Source organism: Bradyrhizobium sp. LTSPM299, assembly GCF_000938235.1.
Taxonomy (GTDB): domain Bacteria; phylum Pseudomonadota; class Alphaproteobacteria; order Rhizobiales; family Xanthobacteraceae; genus Bradyrhizobium.
The window spans coordinates 1-18,639 of the sequence record NZ_JYMU01000022.1 but is presented as its reverse complement, the minus strand read 5'-3'; the positions used below and the strand labels follow the sequence as shown (position 1 = coordinate 18,639).

Genomic DNA, 18,639 nt, shown 5'->3' with positions numbered 1-18,639 from the left:
TCTAGGCTTCGGCAGTTATTGGGCCGTCAAGCGGAGCGTAGAATAATCGTGAAAATGGCCATCCGGACGCTACAATCGCGCGAACGCTGCGGCTCCGGCCCGCAAGAGGATGTGTGAGGCCATGACAGAATTTCGTCTAACACTCCTGGGCGCCTTCTCGCTGTCTGGCGCTGATCCCTCGGGCGCGCTGAGCAAGAAGGCACAGGCTCTCCTCGCCTACCTTGCGCTCGCTCCTGGCAGGTCGCACCGGCGGGACAAGCTCGCGGGCATGTTGTGGAGTAGTCGCAGCGGAGAATCTGCGCGGCAAAATCTTCGACAATGCCTAACCGTGATCCGCCGCGCATGCGAAACGAACCAGGTGCTGCTGCCGCTCATCCTGGAAGGTGAAACGGTGCGGCTTGAGACCGCTAGCATCACTGTCGATGCCGGCGAATTCGAACGGGCGCTGCAGACCCACGGGGACGGCGGCCTCGCTCGCGCGATGGAGCTTTATCAAGGCGAATTGCTGGAGGGTCTAAACTTGCAAGACGAGCCATTCGAGGAATGGCTGGTCACCGAACGCCGTCGCCTTCAAGCACTGGCCGTCGACGGATTGAACCGGCTGCTGGCGCATCACGAAGAAGCGGGTGATCGCGAACAGGCGAACCAGGTGGCGATGCGGCTTTTGACCATTGACCCGCTTGAAGAAAGTGCGCATCGCGCGCTCATGCGGCTTTACCATGCGACCGGCCGAACGGCGCAAGCGCTCAAGCAATACGTTATCTGTGAAACATTCCTCCAGCGCGAACTTGTCGTCGAGCCGGAGGCTGCAACAAAGGCGCTACGGCGAGAGATTCTGCAAAGTCGATACCGCACGCATCCGAGCGCAGTGAGCGACACGGACTTGGACGATGTCGAAGCGCAGAGCGGCACGGATCTGCCCGCTGGTGCATCAAGAAACAGGGCGTCCGTGGCGGTTCTGCCTTTCGCCAACTCGTCGGGTAACCCGGAGGAAAGCTATTTCAGCGACGGGATCACCGAGGACGTCATTGCATGGCTGTCCCGGTTCTCAGAGCTGTTCGTAATCTCCCGCAATTCATCTTTCACCTACAAGGGAAAATCGGTCGATGTCCGCCAGATCGGGCGAGAACTTGGTGTTCGTTACGTGCTGGAAGGAAGTGTTCGCAAGTCGGGAAAACGCGTTCGCATAGGCGGCCAGCTTATTGACACGGCAAAAGGCGTGCACATCTGGGCTGATCGTTTTGACGGCACGCTCGAGGACATCTTCGACCTGCAAGACCAGATGTCGGCGATGATCGTGGCCGCCATTGCACCGAAGCTGGAACGCGCCGAGATTGAGCGGGCGAGGCGCAAGCCGACTGAGAGCCTCGATGCATATGATTACTATCTACGTGGCATGGCGAGCTTCCATCTAGGCTACAAAAAAGCGATCGCTGAAGCGGAGGTGTTGTTTCACAAAGCAATAGAGCTTGATTCGAGTTTCGCGTCGGCGCACGCCATGGCCGCATGGTGTCACTTCTTTCCGGCGTCCTTTTGGGCGGACCCCGACAAGGCGCGCGAAGCGGAGCGATTGGCGCGGCTTGCCGCTCGACTGGGTCCAGACGATGCAACAGCATTGTCCATTGCGGGCTTTGTGGTCACCAGCCTTGCACGCGACTTCGACGCGGGGGTCACCCTCGTTAGTCGAGCCATCGCGCTCAATCCAAACCTCGTGATTGCCTGGTTCTTCAGCGGTTGGGTGAGAGTCTTTAACGGTGAGCCAGAACTGGCAATCGAGCATTTCTTACAATCGGAGCGCCTCAGCCCGTTCGATCCTTTCAGCTGGGGCTGCCATCTCGGAGTCGCATATTCGCATTTCATGGCCGGTCGCGACGACCGCGCCTTGGCCGCCGTCGAAGGCTGCTTAAAGGACATGCCGACTTTTCGTCCTGCACTTCACCTTGTCGCGGCGAGCAGCGCGTATGTGGGTGACATGGACCGCGCGAAAGGCACGGTCGCACGCATTCGCGAGTTCGACCCGACCCGAACCATTTCCCAGCTCGAGAAGCTCATGCCATTCCGTCACCCCGGGCAGAGTGCAAGATTGGCAATGGGCCTGAGAAAGGCCGGGTTGCCAGAGTGATGCGACTTCCTCTGCTTCATGGAACCCGTCTTCAAGATGATAGCAATTTTTCCGCAAGCTCATCTCTTGGCACGGGGCACACGAGGTCCGTTCCGGGTCAAACTGAGGCCCGAGCCCATCGGCGTGGCATGTCCGTTCTGCCGCCGGGAGCGGACATGTCCATGACCGGCCGCTTTGCGCCAAAGGGGTCGATCGCAAAAGCGCGTTCACGCGGAAGCACGCTCATATGACATGCTATTCCGCCCGAAAGCTCCAGATAAGGCCGCGCCAATGGTCGGCGTCGCCGCTAAGCTGAACCAGTTGAGTGACAGTCGGCGCGACCCCGATCGCGCGCGGCCAGAACGCCTTGGCCGCCACATTGCGTTCAGCCACCGCAATCTTCCAATGACCCGGATACTGCGCCAGTATCTGGCCGACCGCCTCTGTCCCCACGCCGCAGCGGCGATGTTTTCGCGCCACGAAAAATTCCCTGATATTGTGCTCGATGCTGCCGTCGCGGTGATGGCGGCTGTTGATCAGGGCAAAGCCGGCCAACCGTTGCCTCACGCGGATCAATAGCGGGCGGAAGCCATCGACGCGCCAATAGAGGTCCAGATCCGGAAGCGGCGAGTAGCCGCCATGGTCGTCGAAGTCCATTTCTTTCGAACCGGGCGGCTCCATCTCCGAGAAGTCGTAGATGTAGAATTGTGCGAGGCGTTCGATCAACGGCCGCTCAGACCAACCGGCCAGCCTGACGCTGACGGTTTCCGCATCCGCTCTCATCATGGCTCGTCCCAGCAGACACGGCTCTCGTGTCATTCGCCCACACGGGAACTGTCCCGGTTTACCGGGAGGAGAGCGCCGCCGACGACCCGGGAATGGGCCCGAAATTCGGCGACGATGGAATGTTCCGAGGTAACCCTGACGTCATAGATGCCCGATCGTCCGGACCGCACGACTTCGGTCGCCACTGCGACCAGACGATCGCCGAGTCTCGTTGGTCGCAAAAACGAAATGCTGCAATGCGCGGAGATGGTCCGTTCATTATAGGTATTGCAAGCCAGCGCAAATACTGAATCGGCCAGCGTAAAGATCGCACCTCCATGTGTAATGCCAAGGCCGTTGACCATGGAAGGAAGCACAATCATCGCAACCGCGGCTTGCCCGACCTCGATCGACAACCGCTCAAGACCAAGGCTTTGCAGCGTGGCGTCCTCGCGCCACAAGAAATCTGCGCAAGCCCGCGCCAGCTTGCGTGACGAAATGGCGGCCGCATTGCTCACCACAAGCTCCCAGCTATCCGCGGTTGCCGTAAGCAGTATTTTCTCGGGTAAGACATTAGCTTCTCTGCTTTTGGGTTGGTCCATCAGCCGCCTTTGCGCAGGAACACGTAATCCGCGGAATAGGGCGCGCTGCGGTAATCGCCGGCTCTCTCGCAAGCTCCGTGTGCTATCCCGCCTTTGGTGTTGGTGCGCTGGACAACCGTCGCCGCCGACAGAATGCCGTTGCCGTGCTGGTAGACCACTTCAAGTTCGAGCGAAGGAATGTCGTTCGAGGTCGCGCCGGGCGCGCTGGCGATGACCTTGCCCTTCACGGCGCTGCCGTCCGTAAGGTCCCAACTCGGGCCAGCGTAATGCTGTCCGATTGACTTTCCGTCCAGCATGAGCGTGGCAATCGGCTCGCGGAATTGCCAGATCAGCGCGCGAACTCCTGATTGGGATTTCCCCGTGTCCGGCTTGCACTCGTAAACCTGCGCGCCCTCGGCATGGAGGGTAGTGATGACGGTCCTGTCGCGCACCGTAATCGCCAACGGCTCTTGCGCCGCTACCCTGCTGATGAGCGAGAGGGAGGCAAACGAAACGGCGTTAAGCAACGCTTTCTGAATCTTCATCGGTTTTCTCTGTTTGGTTGCAGTAATCGTATGGGTCGGCCGGTGGGGCAAAGCCGGAGTGCTCGCCGGCCTAGCGCTCGCGCAATACTTCCTGGCGGTAGCGCAGCAGCGGCGAAAGCAGATAGCTCAGGACCGTCCGCGATCCCGTCTTGATCTCCACCGTCACGGCCATGCCGGGCGACAGATTGACGACCCTGTCGTCGATCTGCATTTTGGCGCGGTCGAGCGAAATGCGCGCGCTGTAGTTCAGCTCCTGACCCTTCGGCTCGCTGGTTTCATTCTGCGTCCCCAGGGTCCGATCGTTGGAGCGATCCAGCTGGCGATCGCGGATCACGGCATCCTGCGAGACCGAAAGCACCTGGCCATGCAGGAGCCCGTAGCGGGTAAAATTGAAGGTATCGATCTTGATCTCGGCTTGCTGCCCGGCGTGGACAAAGCCGATGTCGTGATTCGACACCATGGCCTCGATTTCCAGCCGGCTGTCGCTCGGTACGATCACCAGCAGCGACTGCGCCGGCGTGACCACGCCGCCGACGGTGTGGATGGCGAGCTGCTGCACCACGCCGTCGACGGGCGCCGCCAGTTGCTGAAGCCTGGTCCTCTGCTCGGCCTTGATCAAGTCCTGTGCGAGCCCGTTCGCCTTCTGCTCGGATTTGGCCAGTTCGTCGGAGAGCGTATGCCGATACTCCGCCGCCGCCTGCCCGCGGGTCTCGCGGATCGCTGCGATCGCCGCCTCGGTCTCATGCAGATGGCTGTTCTGGACGTTGAACTCCTCCTGTTGCTCGACCAGCAACTGGAGCACCTCGAAATAGCTCAGCTTCGAACCCAACTCCTTTTCGACCAGCGTCTTGCGAATGTCGACGCGCGACTGGATCACCGGAATGATCGTCTCGAGCTTGTGGATTGTAGCCGACGTGGTGGATAGCTCGGCCTCCTTCTGCGCCTGCTGGCGCAGCAATGCTGCGATCTTGGCGCGCTGCTCGGTCACCTGGTTCAGCAACAGCTGACGCTGGGTCGCAACCAGTTCCGGGTCTGCACCGGTGGGCGGCATGAAGTCGGCAGCGGGATCGTCGCTGCCGGCGAGCGCCGCGCGCACGCGCGCGATGTTGAGCCGCTCGGCCTGCAGATCGTTGCGCAGATGATCGCGCTCCGCCGCGCTCACGGTCGGGTCGAGTTCGATCAGCACGTCGCCGGCCTTGACCGCCTGCCCGTCCTGTACCCTGATCGACCGCACGACGCCGGTTTCGAACGGCTGCACCACCTTGCTGCCATCGCCCGGCAGGATTTTTCCGGTCGCCGACGCCACGATGTCGATGGTGCCCCACCAGGCCCAGAGCAGGGCGGCGCAGAACACCACGGCAATGGTGGCCGCGGTCGCTCGGCCGACCGGCGACGGTGGCGTCTCCACGATCTCGAGTGCCGCCGGTAGAAACGCCAGTTCCTGGCTGCTTCTGCGTAGTGCAGTGCGGAACGGGATCACGCGTGGCGCGGATCCGGCGGCGACAGCCGCTTCAGACGACTTCATGGAATCCTCCTTGCAACCGGTGCAGCGACGCGTAGCGGCCGCCGGTCTTGATCAATGTGTCGTGGCTGCCGTCCTCGACCAGGCGACCGCGATCGAGCGTGACGATGCGGTCCGCCGCGCGCACAGTCGAAAGCCGGTGCGCGATCACCAGCACCGTTCGCCCTCTGGCGATATCCTTCATGTTCTGCTGAACGATGCGTTCGCTCTCATAGTCCAGCGCGCTGGTCGCTTCGTCGAAGATCAGGATGCGCGGGTCGCCGACCAGCGCACGCGCGATGGCGATGCGCTGCCGCTGACCGCCAGAAAGCGTCGACCCGCGCTCGCCGACCACGGTGTCGTAGCCCTCGGCAAGTTCGAGGATGAAATCGTGCGCTCCAGCGAGCCGCGCCGCCGCAACAATGCGTTCCATCGGCATCGCCGGATCGGAAAGCGCGATATTGTCGCGCACGGAACGGTTGAACAGCACGTTCTCCTGCAGCACGACGCCAATCTGGCGGCGCAGCCAAGCCGGATCGGCCACGGCGAGGTCCATGCCGTCCACCAGCACCCGCCCCCGCTCCGGCACATAGAGCCGCTGCACCAGCTTGGCGAACGTGCTCTTGCCCGAACCCGAGGGTCCGACGATGCCGACGGTCTGGCCAGCCGGCACCTCGAAAGAGACATCGTGCAGCACTTCCTGCCCATCAACGCGATAGCGGAACGAGACGTGGTCGAATTTGATGTCGCCGCGGATCGCCGGCAGCCGCGCCCGCCCGGCCGAATAGGTCGGCTCCGCGGTGGTGTTGAGGATGTCGCCGAGCCGCGCTATCGACAGCCGCGCTTGGTGAAAATCCTGCCAGATCTGCGCCAGGCGCAGCACCGGCGCGCTCACCCTACCGGCCAGGATGTTGAAGGCGACGAGTTCGCCGACCGAGAGATCGCCACCGATGACGAGCTTGGCACCGCAATACAGGATGCTTGCCGTGACGATCTTGTTAACCAGCTGTACCGTCTGGCTGGCGCTGTTGCCGAGACTGAGGACCCGGAAGCTCGCCGCCACATAGCCGGCCAGTTGCTCTTCCCAGCGGCGCTGCATCTGCGGCTCGACCGCCATCGCCTTGAGCGTCTCAATGCCGGTGACGCTCTCGACCAGAAAGGCCTGGTTCTCGGCACCACGCCGGAATTTCTCGTCAAGCCGCCGCCGGAACAGCGGCGTCACGCCGGCCGATATCGCGATGTAGAAGGGGAACGAGCCGATCACGATCCAGGTCAGCAGTGGCGAATAGAAAAACATCACGCCCAGGAAGACGAACGTAAAGAACAGGTCGATCAGCAGGGTTAGCGCCGAGCTGGTGAGAAAATTTCGGATGTTCTCCAGTTCGCGCACCCGTGCCACCGAGTCCCCGACACGACGGGCCTGGAAATAGGCCATCGGCAAAGCAAGCAAATGGTGAAACAGGCGCGCGCCGAGTTCGACGTCAATCCGGTTGGTGGTGTGGGAAAACAGATAGGTGCGCAGGATCCCCAGCACGGTCTCGAACACCGAGATCGACACCAGTCCGAAAACCAGGACGTCGAGGGTGGTCAGCGACCGATGCACCAGCACCTTGTCGATCACCACCTGGAAGAACAGCGGCGAAACCAGGCCGAACAGTTGCAGGAAGAACGATCCGACCAGCACCTCACCGAGCAGATGACGATATTTGTAAATCGCGCCCAGAAACCACGCGATGTCGAAGCGGTGGGTGATATCCGACAGACCGGCGCGGCGGGTCATCAGGATCAACTGACCGTCCCAGACCGAAACAAGTTCGTCCCGCGTCATCAGCGCGGGCCGGGACGCCGGCGACTGCACCAGAACCTTGCCCTCGGCGGCCTTGGCGACCACCAGGAAGCCGCCATCACGCAGGGCCGCGATGGCGGGCAAGGGCGTGCTGCCGAGCCGGGACCAGTCGGTCCGGCAGGCACGTGCCTTGAGTCCGAGGTCTTTGGCGCACCGGAGCATCTCCGGTGCGCCGATCTTGTCTGTGCCCAGCCGATGCGCGATCTGTCCGGCATCGGCCGCAACCCCCTGGAGATGCAGCAGCGTCACAAGGGCTTCAAGACCTTGATCGACCGGTCTCGTGCTGTTGGTTTCGTTGCTCATGGATGCTCTCCAGGGTGATGTTGCGTCAGGCGGCGTGGGGCAGCGTCAGCAGCGGCTGCTGGCCAGGCGTGGTATCGGCAAGCGGCATGCCCCCGAGACCAGCACCCGTCGAGACCAGGCTCGAGGCCATGAACTGGCCCAGCAGGGCAGCGCTCGCCACAGACGACGCGTTGCTCACGGCACCGCCGGGATTCACCACCGCCTGGAACTGGAGGTTGTTGCCGGTGCCGCCGTCGAGAACGTCGGTTCCGCCATTGCCGATCAGGGTGTCATCCCCAGCCCCGCCGCTCAGAGTGTCGTTGCCGCGGCTGCCGATCAGGATGTCGTTGCCGTCGCCGCCATTGGCGGTGAACTGCATCGCGCCTCCAAGCCCGAAGGCGTTGATGACGTCATCGCCGCCGAGGCCGTTGATAACGATGCGATCGTTGACCTCGAAGCCGGTGATCGTGACGTCGGTAGCCAGACCCGACACCGTGACTACGCCGTTGTTGTCGGTGATCGAGATCGCGTCGTCACCATTGGTGGCGTTGATCACGACCGTGTCGGCCTGACCATCGCCCTGTCCGCTACCGAGAGGCGCGGACAAGTCGATCGCAACATGCTTCACGTCGGTCTTGGACAGGTCATCCACCGTGATGGTGTCCGCACCGCCCAGCGCGTTGACGTCGATGTTCTCGACGTGATCGAGATTCATCGTGACGATGCCGACGTCGCGGGTGAGGATCGCATGCCCGCCACTGGCCGAGATCTCCATGTTCTCGTTCACGTTGGCTCCGTTGAACAGCAGGGTATCGTTGCCGGCCCCTCCGTCCACGGTGTCGCTGCCATCGCCGGGGTTCCAGACGAAGGTGTCATTGCCTGCACCCATATTCGCCACGTCATTGCCGCGCCCGCCAATGACGGTGTCGTTGCCCGCGCTGCCGGTGATGGTGTCGTTGCCATCGCCGCCGTTGAGGGCAAGACTGATCTGGCCGGCGTGAACCGCGGAAGCGTTGATGACGTCGTTTCCGGCGCCGCCATTAACGGCCAGCGAGTCGATGCCGGCGTCGAAGCCGTTGACCGTCACCTGCGCCGCCAATCCGTTGACGACGACCGACGAACCGCTGCTTGCGACGCTGATGCGGTCGTCGCCGGCCGTGCCGTTGACGTTCACGGTGTCCGCCACGCCATCACCCTGACCGCTGCCCGGCGTCGCCGACAGGTCGATTGCGACCTGCTTGGCGTCGGTTCCGGAGAGGTCATTGACTGTGACAGTGTCGGCGCCGCCGAGGGTAGCAAGCTGGATGTGCTCGATGCCGGAGATGTCCATGGTTACATTACCGACATCGCGGAACAGCCTCACCCGCGAACCATTGGCGGAGATGTTGATGTTCTCGCCGACATTGGCGCCGTTGAATACCAGCGTATCGGTGCCTGCCCCGCCGTCGACCGTGTCGCTGCCATCGCCCGGATTCCAGATGAAGGTGTCGTTGCCATTGCCAAGCGACGCGACGTCATTGCCGCGACCGCCGATCACGGTGTCGTTGCCGTCACCGCCGATCAGTATGTCGTTGCCCTGGCTTCCGGTGATGGTGTCGTTGCCAGCACCGCCATCAATCGTGAGGCCGATGACGCCGGCCGGGAGGCCCGCAGCGGTGATAACGTCGTTGCCAGCACCGCCCTCGACGACGAGCTGGTCGTTGGCCCCCTCGGATCCGGCGAGGGTAACCGTTGCGGGCAGGCCCGCGACCGTAACCGAACCTCCCGCTCCCGCCACCTGAATGTTGTCGCTGCCATTGGTGCCGTTGACGGTCACAGTATCGGCCGCGCCGTCGCCCACGCCACTGCCAGGTGTCGATTCAAGATCGATCGCGACCTGGGTGACGCCGGTTCCGGTGAGGTCGCCGACATTGATGTTGTCGGCGCCGCCGACCGCGTTAAAATCGATGTGCTCGATCCCGTTGAGATCCATCGTGATATTGGCGACGTCGCGGGTGAACTTCACCCGGCCGTGGTTGGCGGTGATACTGACGTTTTCGTTGACGTTGGCGCCGTTGAAGACCAGCGTATCGGTGCCGTCCTGTCCTTCGACGGAGTCGCTGCCGTCGCCCGGATTCCAGATGAAGGTGTCGTCGCCGGTGCCGCCGAGCAGAGTGTCGTTGCCACGGCCGCCAGTGATGATGTCGTTGCCGTCGCCACCGATCAGGGTGTCGTTGCCGTCGCCACCGGTGATGGTGTCATTGCCAGCGCCGCCGTCGATGGTGAGATGGATCAGGTTGGCAAGGCCGTTGCCGGCGGTGAAGACGTCGTCGCCGCCGTTCATGTTAAGAACGAAATTCTCGGTGGTGCCGATGTCGAGAGAAAACGGCGCAGGGCTGATGCGATCGAAACGCACGCGGGTACCATTGGCCTCGATCGTAAAAATCTCGGCGCCGTTGCCGCCGTTGACCTCGGCGGTATCGATGCCGTCGCCGCCTTCCATCAGGTCGGTGCCCTCGCCAGGGTTCCAGATCATGAGGTCGTTGCCGGCCTGTCCGAACATCTGGTCGTTGCCGGTACCTCCGGTCAGCGTGTCGTTGCCGTCACCGCCAAACAGAAGATCGTCCCCGCCCTTGCCTTGCAGGATGTCGTTACCGGCGCCGCCGAACAGCTGATCATTGCCCGAACCGCCGATCAGGGTGTCGTTACCGGCGCCTCCGAACAACTGCACGGCCGGCATTGCGCCGTTGCTTTCGTCGACCGAGATCGTGTCGTTACCGGCCTGGCCGAACACCTGGATCGTCACTGTGTTGGCAACCGTCGGTTGGCCGCCCAGGATGGTCACGGCGCCGCCGTTGATGAAAATCTCGCCGGCCGCATCGCGGCTTGCGACGATGGTGTTGTCGAGGGCATCGTCGAACACCGTCAACACGCCGGAGGTTGCGGAAAAACTAGCTTGTATTGCCATTGTGGTCGTCCTTTCGAGGTTGATGAATCAGCGCGATGCGCGTTCTTGCGTTGCTGTTTCGTGCAGAACTATTTTGTTGTGGCCTGCGTCTTCAATGATCCCGACGCGTGGGCGTGACCGGGGACCGCCGAAGGAGTCAGAACAATCCGACGCTCAGATCGAGACCGCAGGTTGCCAAAAGCACCGCAACGACGAGGCCGGCTCCGCAAAGGATGGCGATCATTCCGAACATATCGACGTCAGGCTTGGTTGCTGACGTACGTGAAGGAACTCTTGCCTTGTTCGCCAAGTCCAGGCCCGGCGAAACGCTCGATCTGGTAACCACTGTCACCTCCGTTATCTTGACGTGCGTATGCACGACTGCGGGCCACCAGAAATGGCGGCCCTGCGCTACGGAAGTATTTCAGACAAGGATAATCGTGTTACGGCTGTAATCTGGCCGACGCTCGCAAGCAGCGATCCAATGCCGCTGCAAGTTCGGTGTTGTCCAGAGGCCAGTGCAGCACTTCGGAGATACCGGCGTCCGTCAGCACATCGACGCTCACATCGGCGGCAGATGCGACGGCAAGCAGCACAGGCTGCAACGGCGACACCTCGTGGAGGGCCCGCGCCAATTCCAACCCTCCCTGGTGCCGCGAGGCGTGACCGACCAGGATGATATCGAATCGCGCGGAGTCGGAACGGCATGCCGCAAGGGCATCCGCCGCTAACTCAAACCCGACCGGCTCGTATCCCAGCGCCGCCAACTTCTCTTCATCGCGCAGCAAACGATCTCGCTCGCCTTCGACGATCAGGACGGTCTCGCCGCGTCCAAGTGGAACCGCCGACAACTCGTCTACCGCGGCGGTGTCCGCCGCCATGGCGGGCAGCCAGACCTCGAACCGGCTTCCACAGCCCGGTTCGCTCTGAACGTTGATGGCTCCATCATGATCGCGGACGATTTCCCGAACCGTCGCGAGACCAAGGCCAGTTCCTGCCACGCGCGTCGTGAAGAACGGCTCGAACATTCGCCGCGCGACGCGTTCATCGATACCGCTGCCGTTGTCGCTGACGGAAAGGCATACGTAGCGGCCAAGCAATAATTCTCCGTCGCTCATCTCAACGAAAGCGGTGACCTGTTCTTGTTTCACGGCTACGCGGATACAACCAGCATCGTTCGTCGCTTGCGCGGCGTTGGTGCACAGATTCAGGATGACCTGCTGGAGCTGCGCCGGTTCGCCTGACACGGCGACCTCGGCCGGAACTTCTTCGAAGACAAGCTCTACATCCGACGGCAACGAGGCACGCAACATCGAGGCCGCCTCGTTGAGCAGGGTGCGCACCTGAACCGGACGGGCACGCCCATCGGCACGTCGGCCAAAGGTGAGAATATTGTCGACGAGGTCGCGACCGCGCTCGGCGGCCCGGCGTATCTCGTCGATGTGTTGCGCCGGCTTGGTACCGCGAGTGATTTGCGGCTCCGCCATCTCCGAATAACCGAGGATCGCGCCGATGATATTGTTGAAGTTGTGCGCGATCCCGCTGGCCAGTGATCCGATCATCTGCATGCGACGTGCCCGCTCCAGCCGCATCGCAAGCTTGGTCCTTTCGCGCTCAAGAAATTCGCGCTCGAGCGCGTTAGCTACCGCGTCACCGGCAAGCCGCGCGAGCGGAATAGGAGAAATCCTGTTCCGTATCGGCCGAAAGCGGTCAAAACCCATGATGCCCTGGACCCGCCCCGGTCGAATCAGCGGCAAACAGGCCCATGCGCGAACGCCAGCATCCGTCAGCGCATCCTTGACGACGCCGGGCGGCAAGGCGGTCGCATCGGCAATAGTGACCCCGTCACTAGCGCCGAGCTCCTCGGCTACCGCCAGCGCCTGTCGAGGCCATCCTGGCGGAAACGTCACTCCGTCCTTCGACCATGCGTGAACCCTGACCGGTTTTTCGTCTAGCACAACATATGCGCGATCCGCGTCGACGATCCGACTGAATTCACCCAGCACCTGCTTCAACCGCATCCCGGTTTCGGCCGGCGAGCAATTGATTAAGCGCGTCGAATTCTCGGCGATGACGTGCTCAAATGCTGCCCTCCGACGCAACGCCACCGCCCGTGCCCGCAACCGAAGGCCGAGAATGACGAGCATGACAAGCAACAGAAGGGCGACAACGTAGAGCAGCAGCCGATAGCGCTGCTCCCCGGCCTCGACCACGGACCGATGACGGGAAAACAGTTCGCGGCTCTCCTCCAGGGCTTGCGTGCTGGCCGCGGCGATGAAGGCCTTCAGCGTTTCATCGACCGCAGGGAGCTGCTCATGGAGCAGCCGTGCATGTGCCAGCATCGCGCGCGCTGATTCTGCGTCCGGTCCGGTGGTGGGCGCTTGCCGCGCAAACTGGTCGATCCTTTCCTGGAGCGCCCGTAGCGCGTCGGACGAGGTGTCGCGCGCCAGGTGGAGGATCGCAGCCGCCAATGCACCTGTTGCCGGCGCGAGTTGCACATCGTGAGCAAGGAACGCAGGGCTCGTGCTGAGCAGGCCGACATAAGAGAGCGAATTCTGCATCAGCGCGTTGCTGGTCTTGAAACGTTCCAGTAGCTCTTCCTGCTCGACAACCGCCTCCGCTAGCCGGTCAATTGGTCTCGTATCGAGAGCTTCGGCCCGTGCGCGAGAGCGGAGCCGACCGACCGCATCCTCCATCGCTCTCACAGCAGTGGTGAAAGTGTCGTAGTCACGAAGCAGGCCAGCCCTCGCCTGAAGCACGTCGCGGTGAAGCGAGGCTTCTGCAAGCGCATATTCGTCCAGCGTCTGGAGCGTCACCGCATAGGTGGACGCGTTGGTATCTATGCCGCGCAACAACAGCCAGGTCAGCAGCGCGAGCAGAAATGAAACACCGAGAATAAATGGTAAATTTCTCATGGGATCGGCAAGCCAGTGCGTGGCGTGACGGCGGCGGGCCTTACGGCTCGACCGCGGTAGGTCCCAGTCAGCGTATTAAGGAAGGCGACGACGGCGGTGATTTGCTGATCGGTTAAAACGCGGTCGAGTTGGGCTATACCCATCGCTTTGACCGCCTCGGGCAACGTGGAGGCACTACCGTCGTGGAAGTATGGAGCAGTGATCGCCACATTTCGTAAGCTGGGGACGCGAACCAATACCGGCTCCGGCGAGCCCAATGGATGGAAAATGCCATGACGTTGAAACAGGTTACCACCCACATTGACACCCTGGTGGCAGGTGATGCAACCAAGCGACTTGAAAACCTGATAACCCGACAACTCGTCCGGCGTCATGGCGTTGCTTTCCCCGGCAAGCCATCGATCGAAGCGGCTGCCCGGCGTAACTAATGACCGCTCGTATGTCGCGATCGCATCCAGCACGGCGGCGACATCTGGCTCCCGTCCGTAGGCATCGCGAAACTGCCTCACGATTTCGGGGTCGGCGCGCAGTTTGCCGAGGGCTTCTTCAACGCTCGACGCCATAATCGCCGGATTGCGAAGACTGCCCTCAATTCCTTCTTCCAACGAGCGGAAATTGCCCTCCCAATTCAGGCGGAAGTTGAGACTCACATTGAAGACCGTCGGCGTATTGAGGGCGACTGGCTGGCCCTCACGCGTATCGCGGATACTGGCGCTGGCGCCATTGGTTGCTATATCGTGGCACGTTGAGCAACTATGTGTATTATCGTGAGACAGACGCCGGTCGTCAAACAATCTCTCTCCGAGCAGGACACGCTGCGGGTCTTCGGCGCGCGGCGCAGGAATTGGCGTGATCGGCTCTCGGTCGGCGCGTGCCTCAAAGCTCGGCGATTGTGCGTCTGCCGGCGCGATGGCGCTGAGACACACGAGCGCTAGCAGCAGACACACGAAACCGCAGCCGTGCAAGGCCGCCGTGATCGCCGGCGGCGCCGAAAAAGGGGCAGGACGCAATGAGCGGCTCATCACTGAATGACCCAGGTCCTCGCGGAAGCGGTGATCGGCAAGTGTGCGTCCTCGTCGTGGAAGATGACCCGGCCTTACAGCGCATGATCTTAAACTATTTCGCGGAGAACAACATCAGGACCCTGGCGGCAAATAATCGCCAGGAAATGGTCGACCGACTTGGCAGCGACGACGTAAATCTAGTGATCCTTGATCTCCGGCTTGGATCAGAAGACGGACTGGATCTGCTACGGGAGGTCCGCGTGAACTCAGAGGTGCCCGTGATCATCATCACCGGTCACCGCCGCGACGAAATCGATCGGGTCGTTGGTCTAGAGCTTGGCGCCGACGATTATCTTACGAAACCATTCAACCTGCGCGAATTACTCGCGCGTGTTCGCGCGATCTTGCGTCGGTTCGATGCCGGAAGGACCGCGCCAGCGCGCGATCAAGAGCGCGGCCGATTTCGATTTTCTGGCTGGCAGCTCGACCGAAGGATTCGTCAGCTTACCGACCCGGCCGGTGCCACCGTCGCATTGACCAAGGGCGAGTACGCGATGCTGCTAGCCTTTCTCGAAGCGCCACAACGTCCGCTTAGCCGCGAACACCTATTGCAGGCGACCCGCGTTCACGAAGATGTCTTCGACCGCAGCATCGATGTGCAGATTCTTCGCCTGCGGCGAAAGCTCGAGCGCGATCCGAGCGCGCCGCGCGTCATCCAGACCGAGCGCGGCGTCGGGTATGTATTCGCGGTTTCGGTAGAGCGGGTCTGACGAGGCAACTGGCGACCACCGCTGACGTTTCACTCACGGAAAGTCTCTGCTTCCATCACAGTTCGTGGCACCAGCGCCCCATCACAATTGGCTGGACCTCTGCGGACGCGCACTGGTCACCCCGATTCTTGCCTTTTAACCACCTAGTCCGGTTAGATCAGCAGACTAATCGGTTCAACCCGCTCACCGACCCAGGAACTGAGCATCTGGTGGTAGAGAGTGGCGGATTGCCACAGCGTGCGGTGATAGAGCTGCCCCTTCGCGGAGTTTGGCGCGACCTCATCGCAAAGATCGAGACCCATCGTCAAATGGTGCATGTCTACGTCGGCATGCACGCCCCAATATCGTCCGGTATGGATTTTCAGCTTCTTCAGAACGGGAATGACAGCACTATAGAAGTCGAACGCGACGCCTTCACTGAGCACGTTGAGCGCGACGACCTGCAAATCGTGAGGGTCGCGCATGGCGCTGCGCCAGCAGAAAGACAAGGTATTCATCGTCTCAAGAGTCGCAGGCACGCTGCAGGGTTCGACGCCGTTCAGAAATCCATGCTCCTTCATCCAGGCAATGAGCTGGTCGGGATGATCTGCTTCCTCGACGGCGTGTTCGGCAAACACCGGCTGAAAGCGTTTGTCCTGACACAGCGAGTAACGCAAACAGAGCGCTTGCGTAAATTCGCGCGATTGATGAATGAGCTGATGGACCCACTGCAGATCGTTGGGTTGGTCGGCCCTGGAAAGGTTGGTGAAAAACGGGCCCTGGCGAAGCTGCGCTCGGTAGTTCTCGGAGTATTCAAGTAACCATTGCATAATGTTTTGCCCTTCTCGAAACAGTTGAGCGCTTTCGCGCTGCGGTGGGAAGCTCAACCGCTTGCGAAGCAAACTAGACAGGAGCAAAGTTACCGCTTAGCTACATTTTAAATTGAATTGGTTACATCGGTAACGCGATCAATTGCTCCTGTCACGACGTGGGTCGAACCCGCATCTTCCGAAAATGCCCGTCAGTACCGTTGTCGACATAAAGGCCGATGCTGCCATGTGCGTCTGCCCCGCGCTTGAGATCGTTGACGATGAGTGCCGGCTGCGGAGCCCCGCCTACGAACAGCTTCGCGGTAGTGCCATTTACCTCGATGCGCATCGCGGTCCATTCACCCGGGATAAGGTCGACATAGGACTCATACTGCGCCGGCGCCTCACGACGAAGGCGAGCGAAATCGTAGCCTGGGTAAGCGAAATACTGCGTCGAGTGGTTGCGCCGAACTTGATCATCAGCGCGCCCGTTGGTCGGGCGCAGATAAATGCCCTCGCAGGCAAACGTCCCGTCGGCTGTTTGGACTCGGAATACCACGCCGACAAAGCCGCGTGCTCCCGGAGGCGCGTCTGGCAGTGGACTGCCGGCAACCTCAACCTCGATGGTGCCGTTATGGAAGTCAAAGCCGGGCACAAACGCAAAGGTGTCAATGTCAGGAGCGGCGCCCGATACGATGCGACGAATCTCGAGCGCCGGACCGCCGCGATACTCGATCGCCCGTATCGTGACGTTGTGGGCCTCGACCTGCGCCGCTTGATCAAGCGGAAGCGAGAGTTCAGTCTCGGCCGCGCCTGCGTGGATCACTGTCAGAACTGCCACAAGGCAGGCCGTGACACCGGCAAGTTTTATTCTATCGAACATGGTCAACCTTTCGATCTTAAGTCGTAAAGCGTCGTGACGAAAATGTAAGGAGCCGTTTCGGCCTTGCAATAATGGCGGGCACCAGACACGTAACAGTAGGCAAGCCGGCGCCGCAGGATGTACTGGCATCTGTGGTACTCAACCGATACCGGACATCCATAGTTGCGCGAACGGTTTAGGGCAGTCGCGGCGGCACTCGACAAGGCGACCCGACGTGCATTCTGCGGGATGTCCGCAAAAAGCGAGCTAGCATCGCCAAGGCGCTTTTCATTGTTCGCAAGGAGGGCAAGCATACAGGTCGGGGGTAGACTAGGTCACTCAGCGTCGGCCTGGTCAACAAACAACGACCAAGCACAATGCGATCTGAGCCGCTATGCATGTCTTAGGATCGATACGGTAAATTCTGGGATCTCCTTTCGTATGACGCGGCAGAACATCGTTGGCTCAAGGTCGCCTCGGGACAGCAACTCGACCCACTTCGAATTTGCGGCGCGCCCGCGGCTAATTAGCCGAGAGCAAGCCGCACGGTATTGCAACCTGTCTCTCAACACTTTTTCTCAATGGGTCAGAGCGGGACGGATGCCAGGCCCTCTTGATGGCACGGCGAGATGGGACTTGCGAGCTATTGACCTGGCGTTAGACTCGTTGAGCGGTTTGAAAGCCGACGACGTATCGGCTTTGGACGATTGGAGGGCGGAGCGTGCGCGTCGTTCTGAAAGGAATTCATAAGGTCAAGGCTCGCCTAGCTGCAGGCGAACTCAAGACCTACTACTACGCATGGCGCGGCGGGCCGCAGATCAAGGCGAAGCCTGGCACGCCCGAATTCGTGCGCGAGTGGCGTGAGGCACACGCCAGCGTGCGGCAGCCGCGGGCCGGCATTGCCGGCCGGACATTTCACGATTTGAGGGGAACTGCGGTCGTTCGGTTGGCAATCGCCGGCGCAACCGTGCCGCGGATCGCGGGCGTCACCGGTCACAGTCTTCGCGATGTCGAAGCCATTCTCGACGCCCACTACCTTGGCCGCGATATCCAGCTCGCCGAGGCCGCCGTGCTAAAGCTCGAAGCACGAACAAAACTGTAAAATGGCCTGTAAAACGGCCGCCTCTTGAGGGGCGTCCAATCTCTCAAGTCATTGAAAGGATTGGTGGGCGCACCAGGGCTCGAACCTGGGACCCGCTGATTAAGAGTCTACTCTTTAATAAGCAGGCTCAATATCTTAGCTGTAAAAGGTGGCCTAACGGCGCCCGAATAGATCAATGGGTTATCGCCAAGTTGTAAAGCGCTTGACGATCTTATTTCAACCCGCGCCCCCTGCGTCCCGAACGGATGACTCTTGTTGGCTGCCATTGATTTTGCAGCGCTTTTTGTCACCGTCCTCCGATGAAGTTCCCATTTTGTTCATGCCCATTCTTGGGCTCTCTTTGGGCTGTAGTCACGTGAACCGCATTCGTTCGTACGCAGCAGCACATTAGATCAGCCATCATTTAGCACTAAGCCATGCCCGACCGCAGTTCTTCATGATGGCTGATCTGGCGGTAGAACGCGCGCCGCAAGTGCAAGGCAAAAAAGCCCGCGGTGATCTCACCCTTGGCGCTGGGATCGACGCCATGCTCGATATTGGGCGAGGAATCAACGGCCAGAGCCCCGTAGCCCGAGGAAGATCGCGGACTTTCACGAGCGGATGAGAAAAAGCATAGGACGCCGGCAACGAAAAACTGATTGGAAGATGAAC

Annotated in this window: 14 protein-coding genes; 3 read left to right on the top strand and 11 right to left on the bottom strand. The window is 61.1% G+C overall.

From position 1 onward, the window contains the following. Positions 1–121 precede the first annotated feature (121 nt). Positions 122–2,122 carry a BTAD domain-containing putative transcriptional regulator gene (locus tag UP10_RS14040; protein ID WP_197086807.1) on the top strand — a complete coding sequence of 667 codons (2,001 nt, stop codon included), beginning with the start codon at positions 122–124 and terminating at the stop codon, positions 2,120–2,122. 234 nt (positions 2,123–2,356) lie between these two features. Here UP10_RS14040 and UP10_RS14035 read toward each other — a convergent pair whose 3' ends face one another. The 8 genes from UP10_RS14035 to UP10_RS14000 form a co-directional block, all read right to left on the bottom strand. Further along, positions 2,357–2,887: a GNAT family N-acetyltransferase gene (locus UP10_RS14035; protein WP_050043673.1), complete on the bottom strand. Its 531-nt coding sequence runs from the start codon at positions 2,885–2,887 to the stop codon at positions 2,357–2,359. Positions 2,888–2,916: 29 nt separating this feature from the next. Then, complete coding sequence (paaI, locus tag UP10_RS14030) at positions 2,917–3,384, bottom strand: hydroxyphenylacetyl-CoA thioesterase PaaI (RefSeq protein WP_044587957.1); 468 nt, start codon at positions 3,382–3,384, stop codon at positions 2,917–2,919. Positions 3,385–3,467: 83 nt separating this feature from the next. Beyond that, entirely contained in the window at positions 3,468–3,992 is a 525-nt protein-coding gene (locus UP10_RS14025; protein ID WP_050043672.1) for a DUF3455 domain-containing protein, read from the bottom strand. 70 nt (positions 3,993–4,062) lie between these two features. Beyond that, positions 4,063–5,517: an HlyD family type I secretion periplasmic adaptor subunit gene (locus UP10_RS14020; RefSeq protein ID WP_044587932.1), complete on the bottom strand. Its 1,455-nt coding sequence runs from the start codon at positions 5,515–5,517 to the stop codon at positions 4,063–4,065. Continuing rightward, on the bottom strand, positions 5,504–7,642 hold the full coding sequence (locus UP10_RS14015; RefSeq protein ID WP_044587931.1) for a type I secretion system permease/ATPase: 2,139 nt from the start codon (positions 7,640–7,642) through the stop codon (positions 5,504–5,506). Before UP10_RS14015 ends, UP10_RS14020 begins: the two co-directional genes overlap by 14 nt. A 25-nt stretch (positions 7,643–7,667) precedes the next feature. After that, positions 7,668–10,568, bottom strand: coding sequence for a beta strand repeat-containing protein (locus tag UP10_RS14010; protein ID WP_044587930.1), 2,901 nt, complete (start codon positions 10,566–10,568; stop codon positions 7,668–7,670). A gap of 422 nt (positions 10,569–10,990) precedes the next feature. Beyond that, a complete protein-coding gene (locus UP10_RS14005; protein WP_044587929.1) occupies positions 10,991–13,462 on the bottom strand; it encodes a two-component system VirA-like sensor kinase in 2,472 nt (823 codons plus the stop codon). Continuing rightward, positions 13,459–14,484 carry a cytochrome-c peroxidase gene (locus UP10_RS14000; RefSeq protein WP_082077108.1) on the bottom strand — a complete coding sequence of 342 codons (1,026 nt, stop codon included), beginning with the start codon at positions 14,482–14,484 and terminating at the stop codon, positions 13,459–13,461. The genes UP10_RS14005 and UP10_RS14000 overlap by 4 nt, the downstream gene beginning before the upstream one ends. On the opposite strand from UP10_RS14000, the gene UP10_RS13995 reads away from it, so the two are divergent. After that, the gene (locus UP10_RS13995; protein ID WP_044587928.1) at positions 14,472–15,236 is read left to right on the top strand and encodes a response regulator; all 765 of its coding nucleotides are present in this window, start codon (positions 14,472–14,474) and stop codon (positions 15,234–15,236) included. The two genes, UP10_RS14000 and UP10_RS13995, sit on opposite strands and share 13 nt — an antisense overlap. A 152-nt stretch (positions 15,237–15,388) precedes the next feature. Here UP10_RS13995 and UP10_RS13990 read toward each other — a convergent pair whose 3' ends face one another. Both UP10_RS13990 and UP10_RS13985 read right to left on the bottom strand, forming a co-directional pair. Then, positions 15,389–16,045, bottom strand: coding sequence for an iron-containing redox enzyme family protein (locus UP10_RS13990; protein WP_044587927.1), 657 nt, complete (start codon positions 16,043–16,045; stop codon positions 15,389–15,391). Positions 16,046–16,196: 151 nt separating this feature from the next. Beyond that, the gene (locus UP10_RS13985; protein WP_050043671.1) at positions 16,197–16,907 is read right to left on the bottom strand and encodes a 3-keto-alpha-glucoside-1,2-lyase-like domain-containing protein; all 711 of its coding nucleotides are present in this window, start codon (positions 16,905–16,907) and stop codon (positions 16,197–16,199) included. Between the two features lie 700 nt (positions 16,908–17,607). Here UP10_RS13985 and UP10_RS46480 point away from each other — a divergent pair. Next, complete coding sequence (locus UP10_RS46480) at positions 17,608–17,988, top strand: site-specific integrase (protein WP_044587926.1); 381 nt, start codon at positions 17,608–17,610, stop codon at positions 17,986–17,988. A 409-nt stretch (positions 17,989–18,397) separates the two neighbouring features. Here the strand turns inward: UP10_RS46480 and UP10_RS45205 are convergent. Next, positions 18,398–18,639 (bottom strand): hypothetical protein (locus tag UP10_RS45205; RefSeq protein WP_044587925.1); only part of this gene is annotated, 242 nt, incomplete at its 5' end.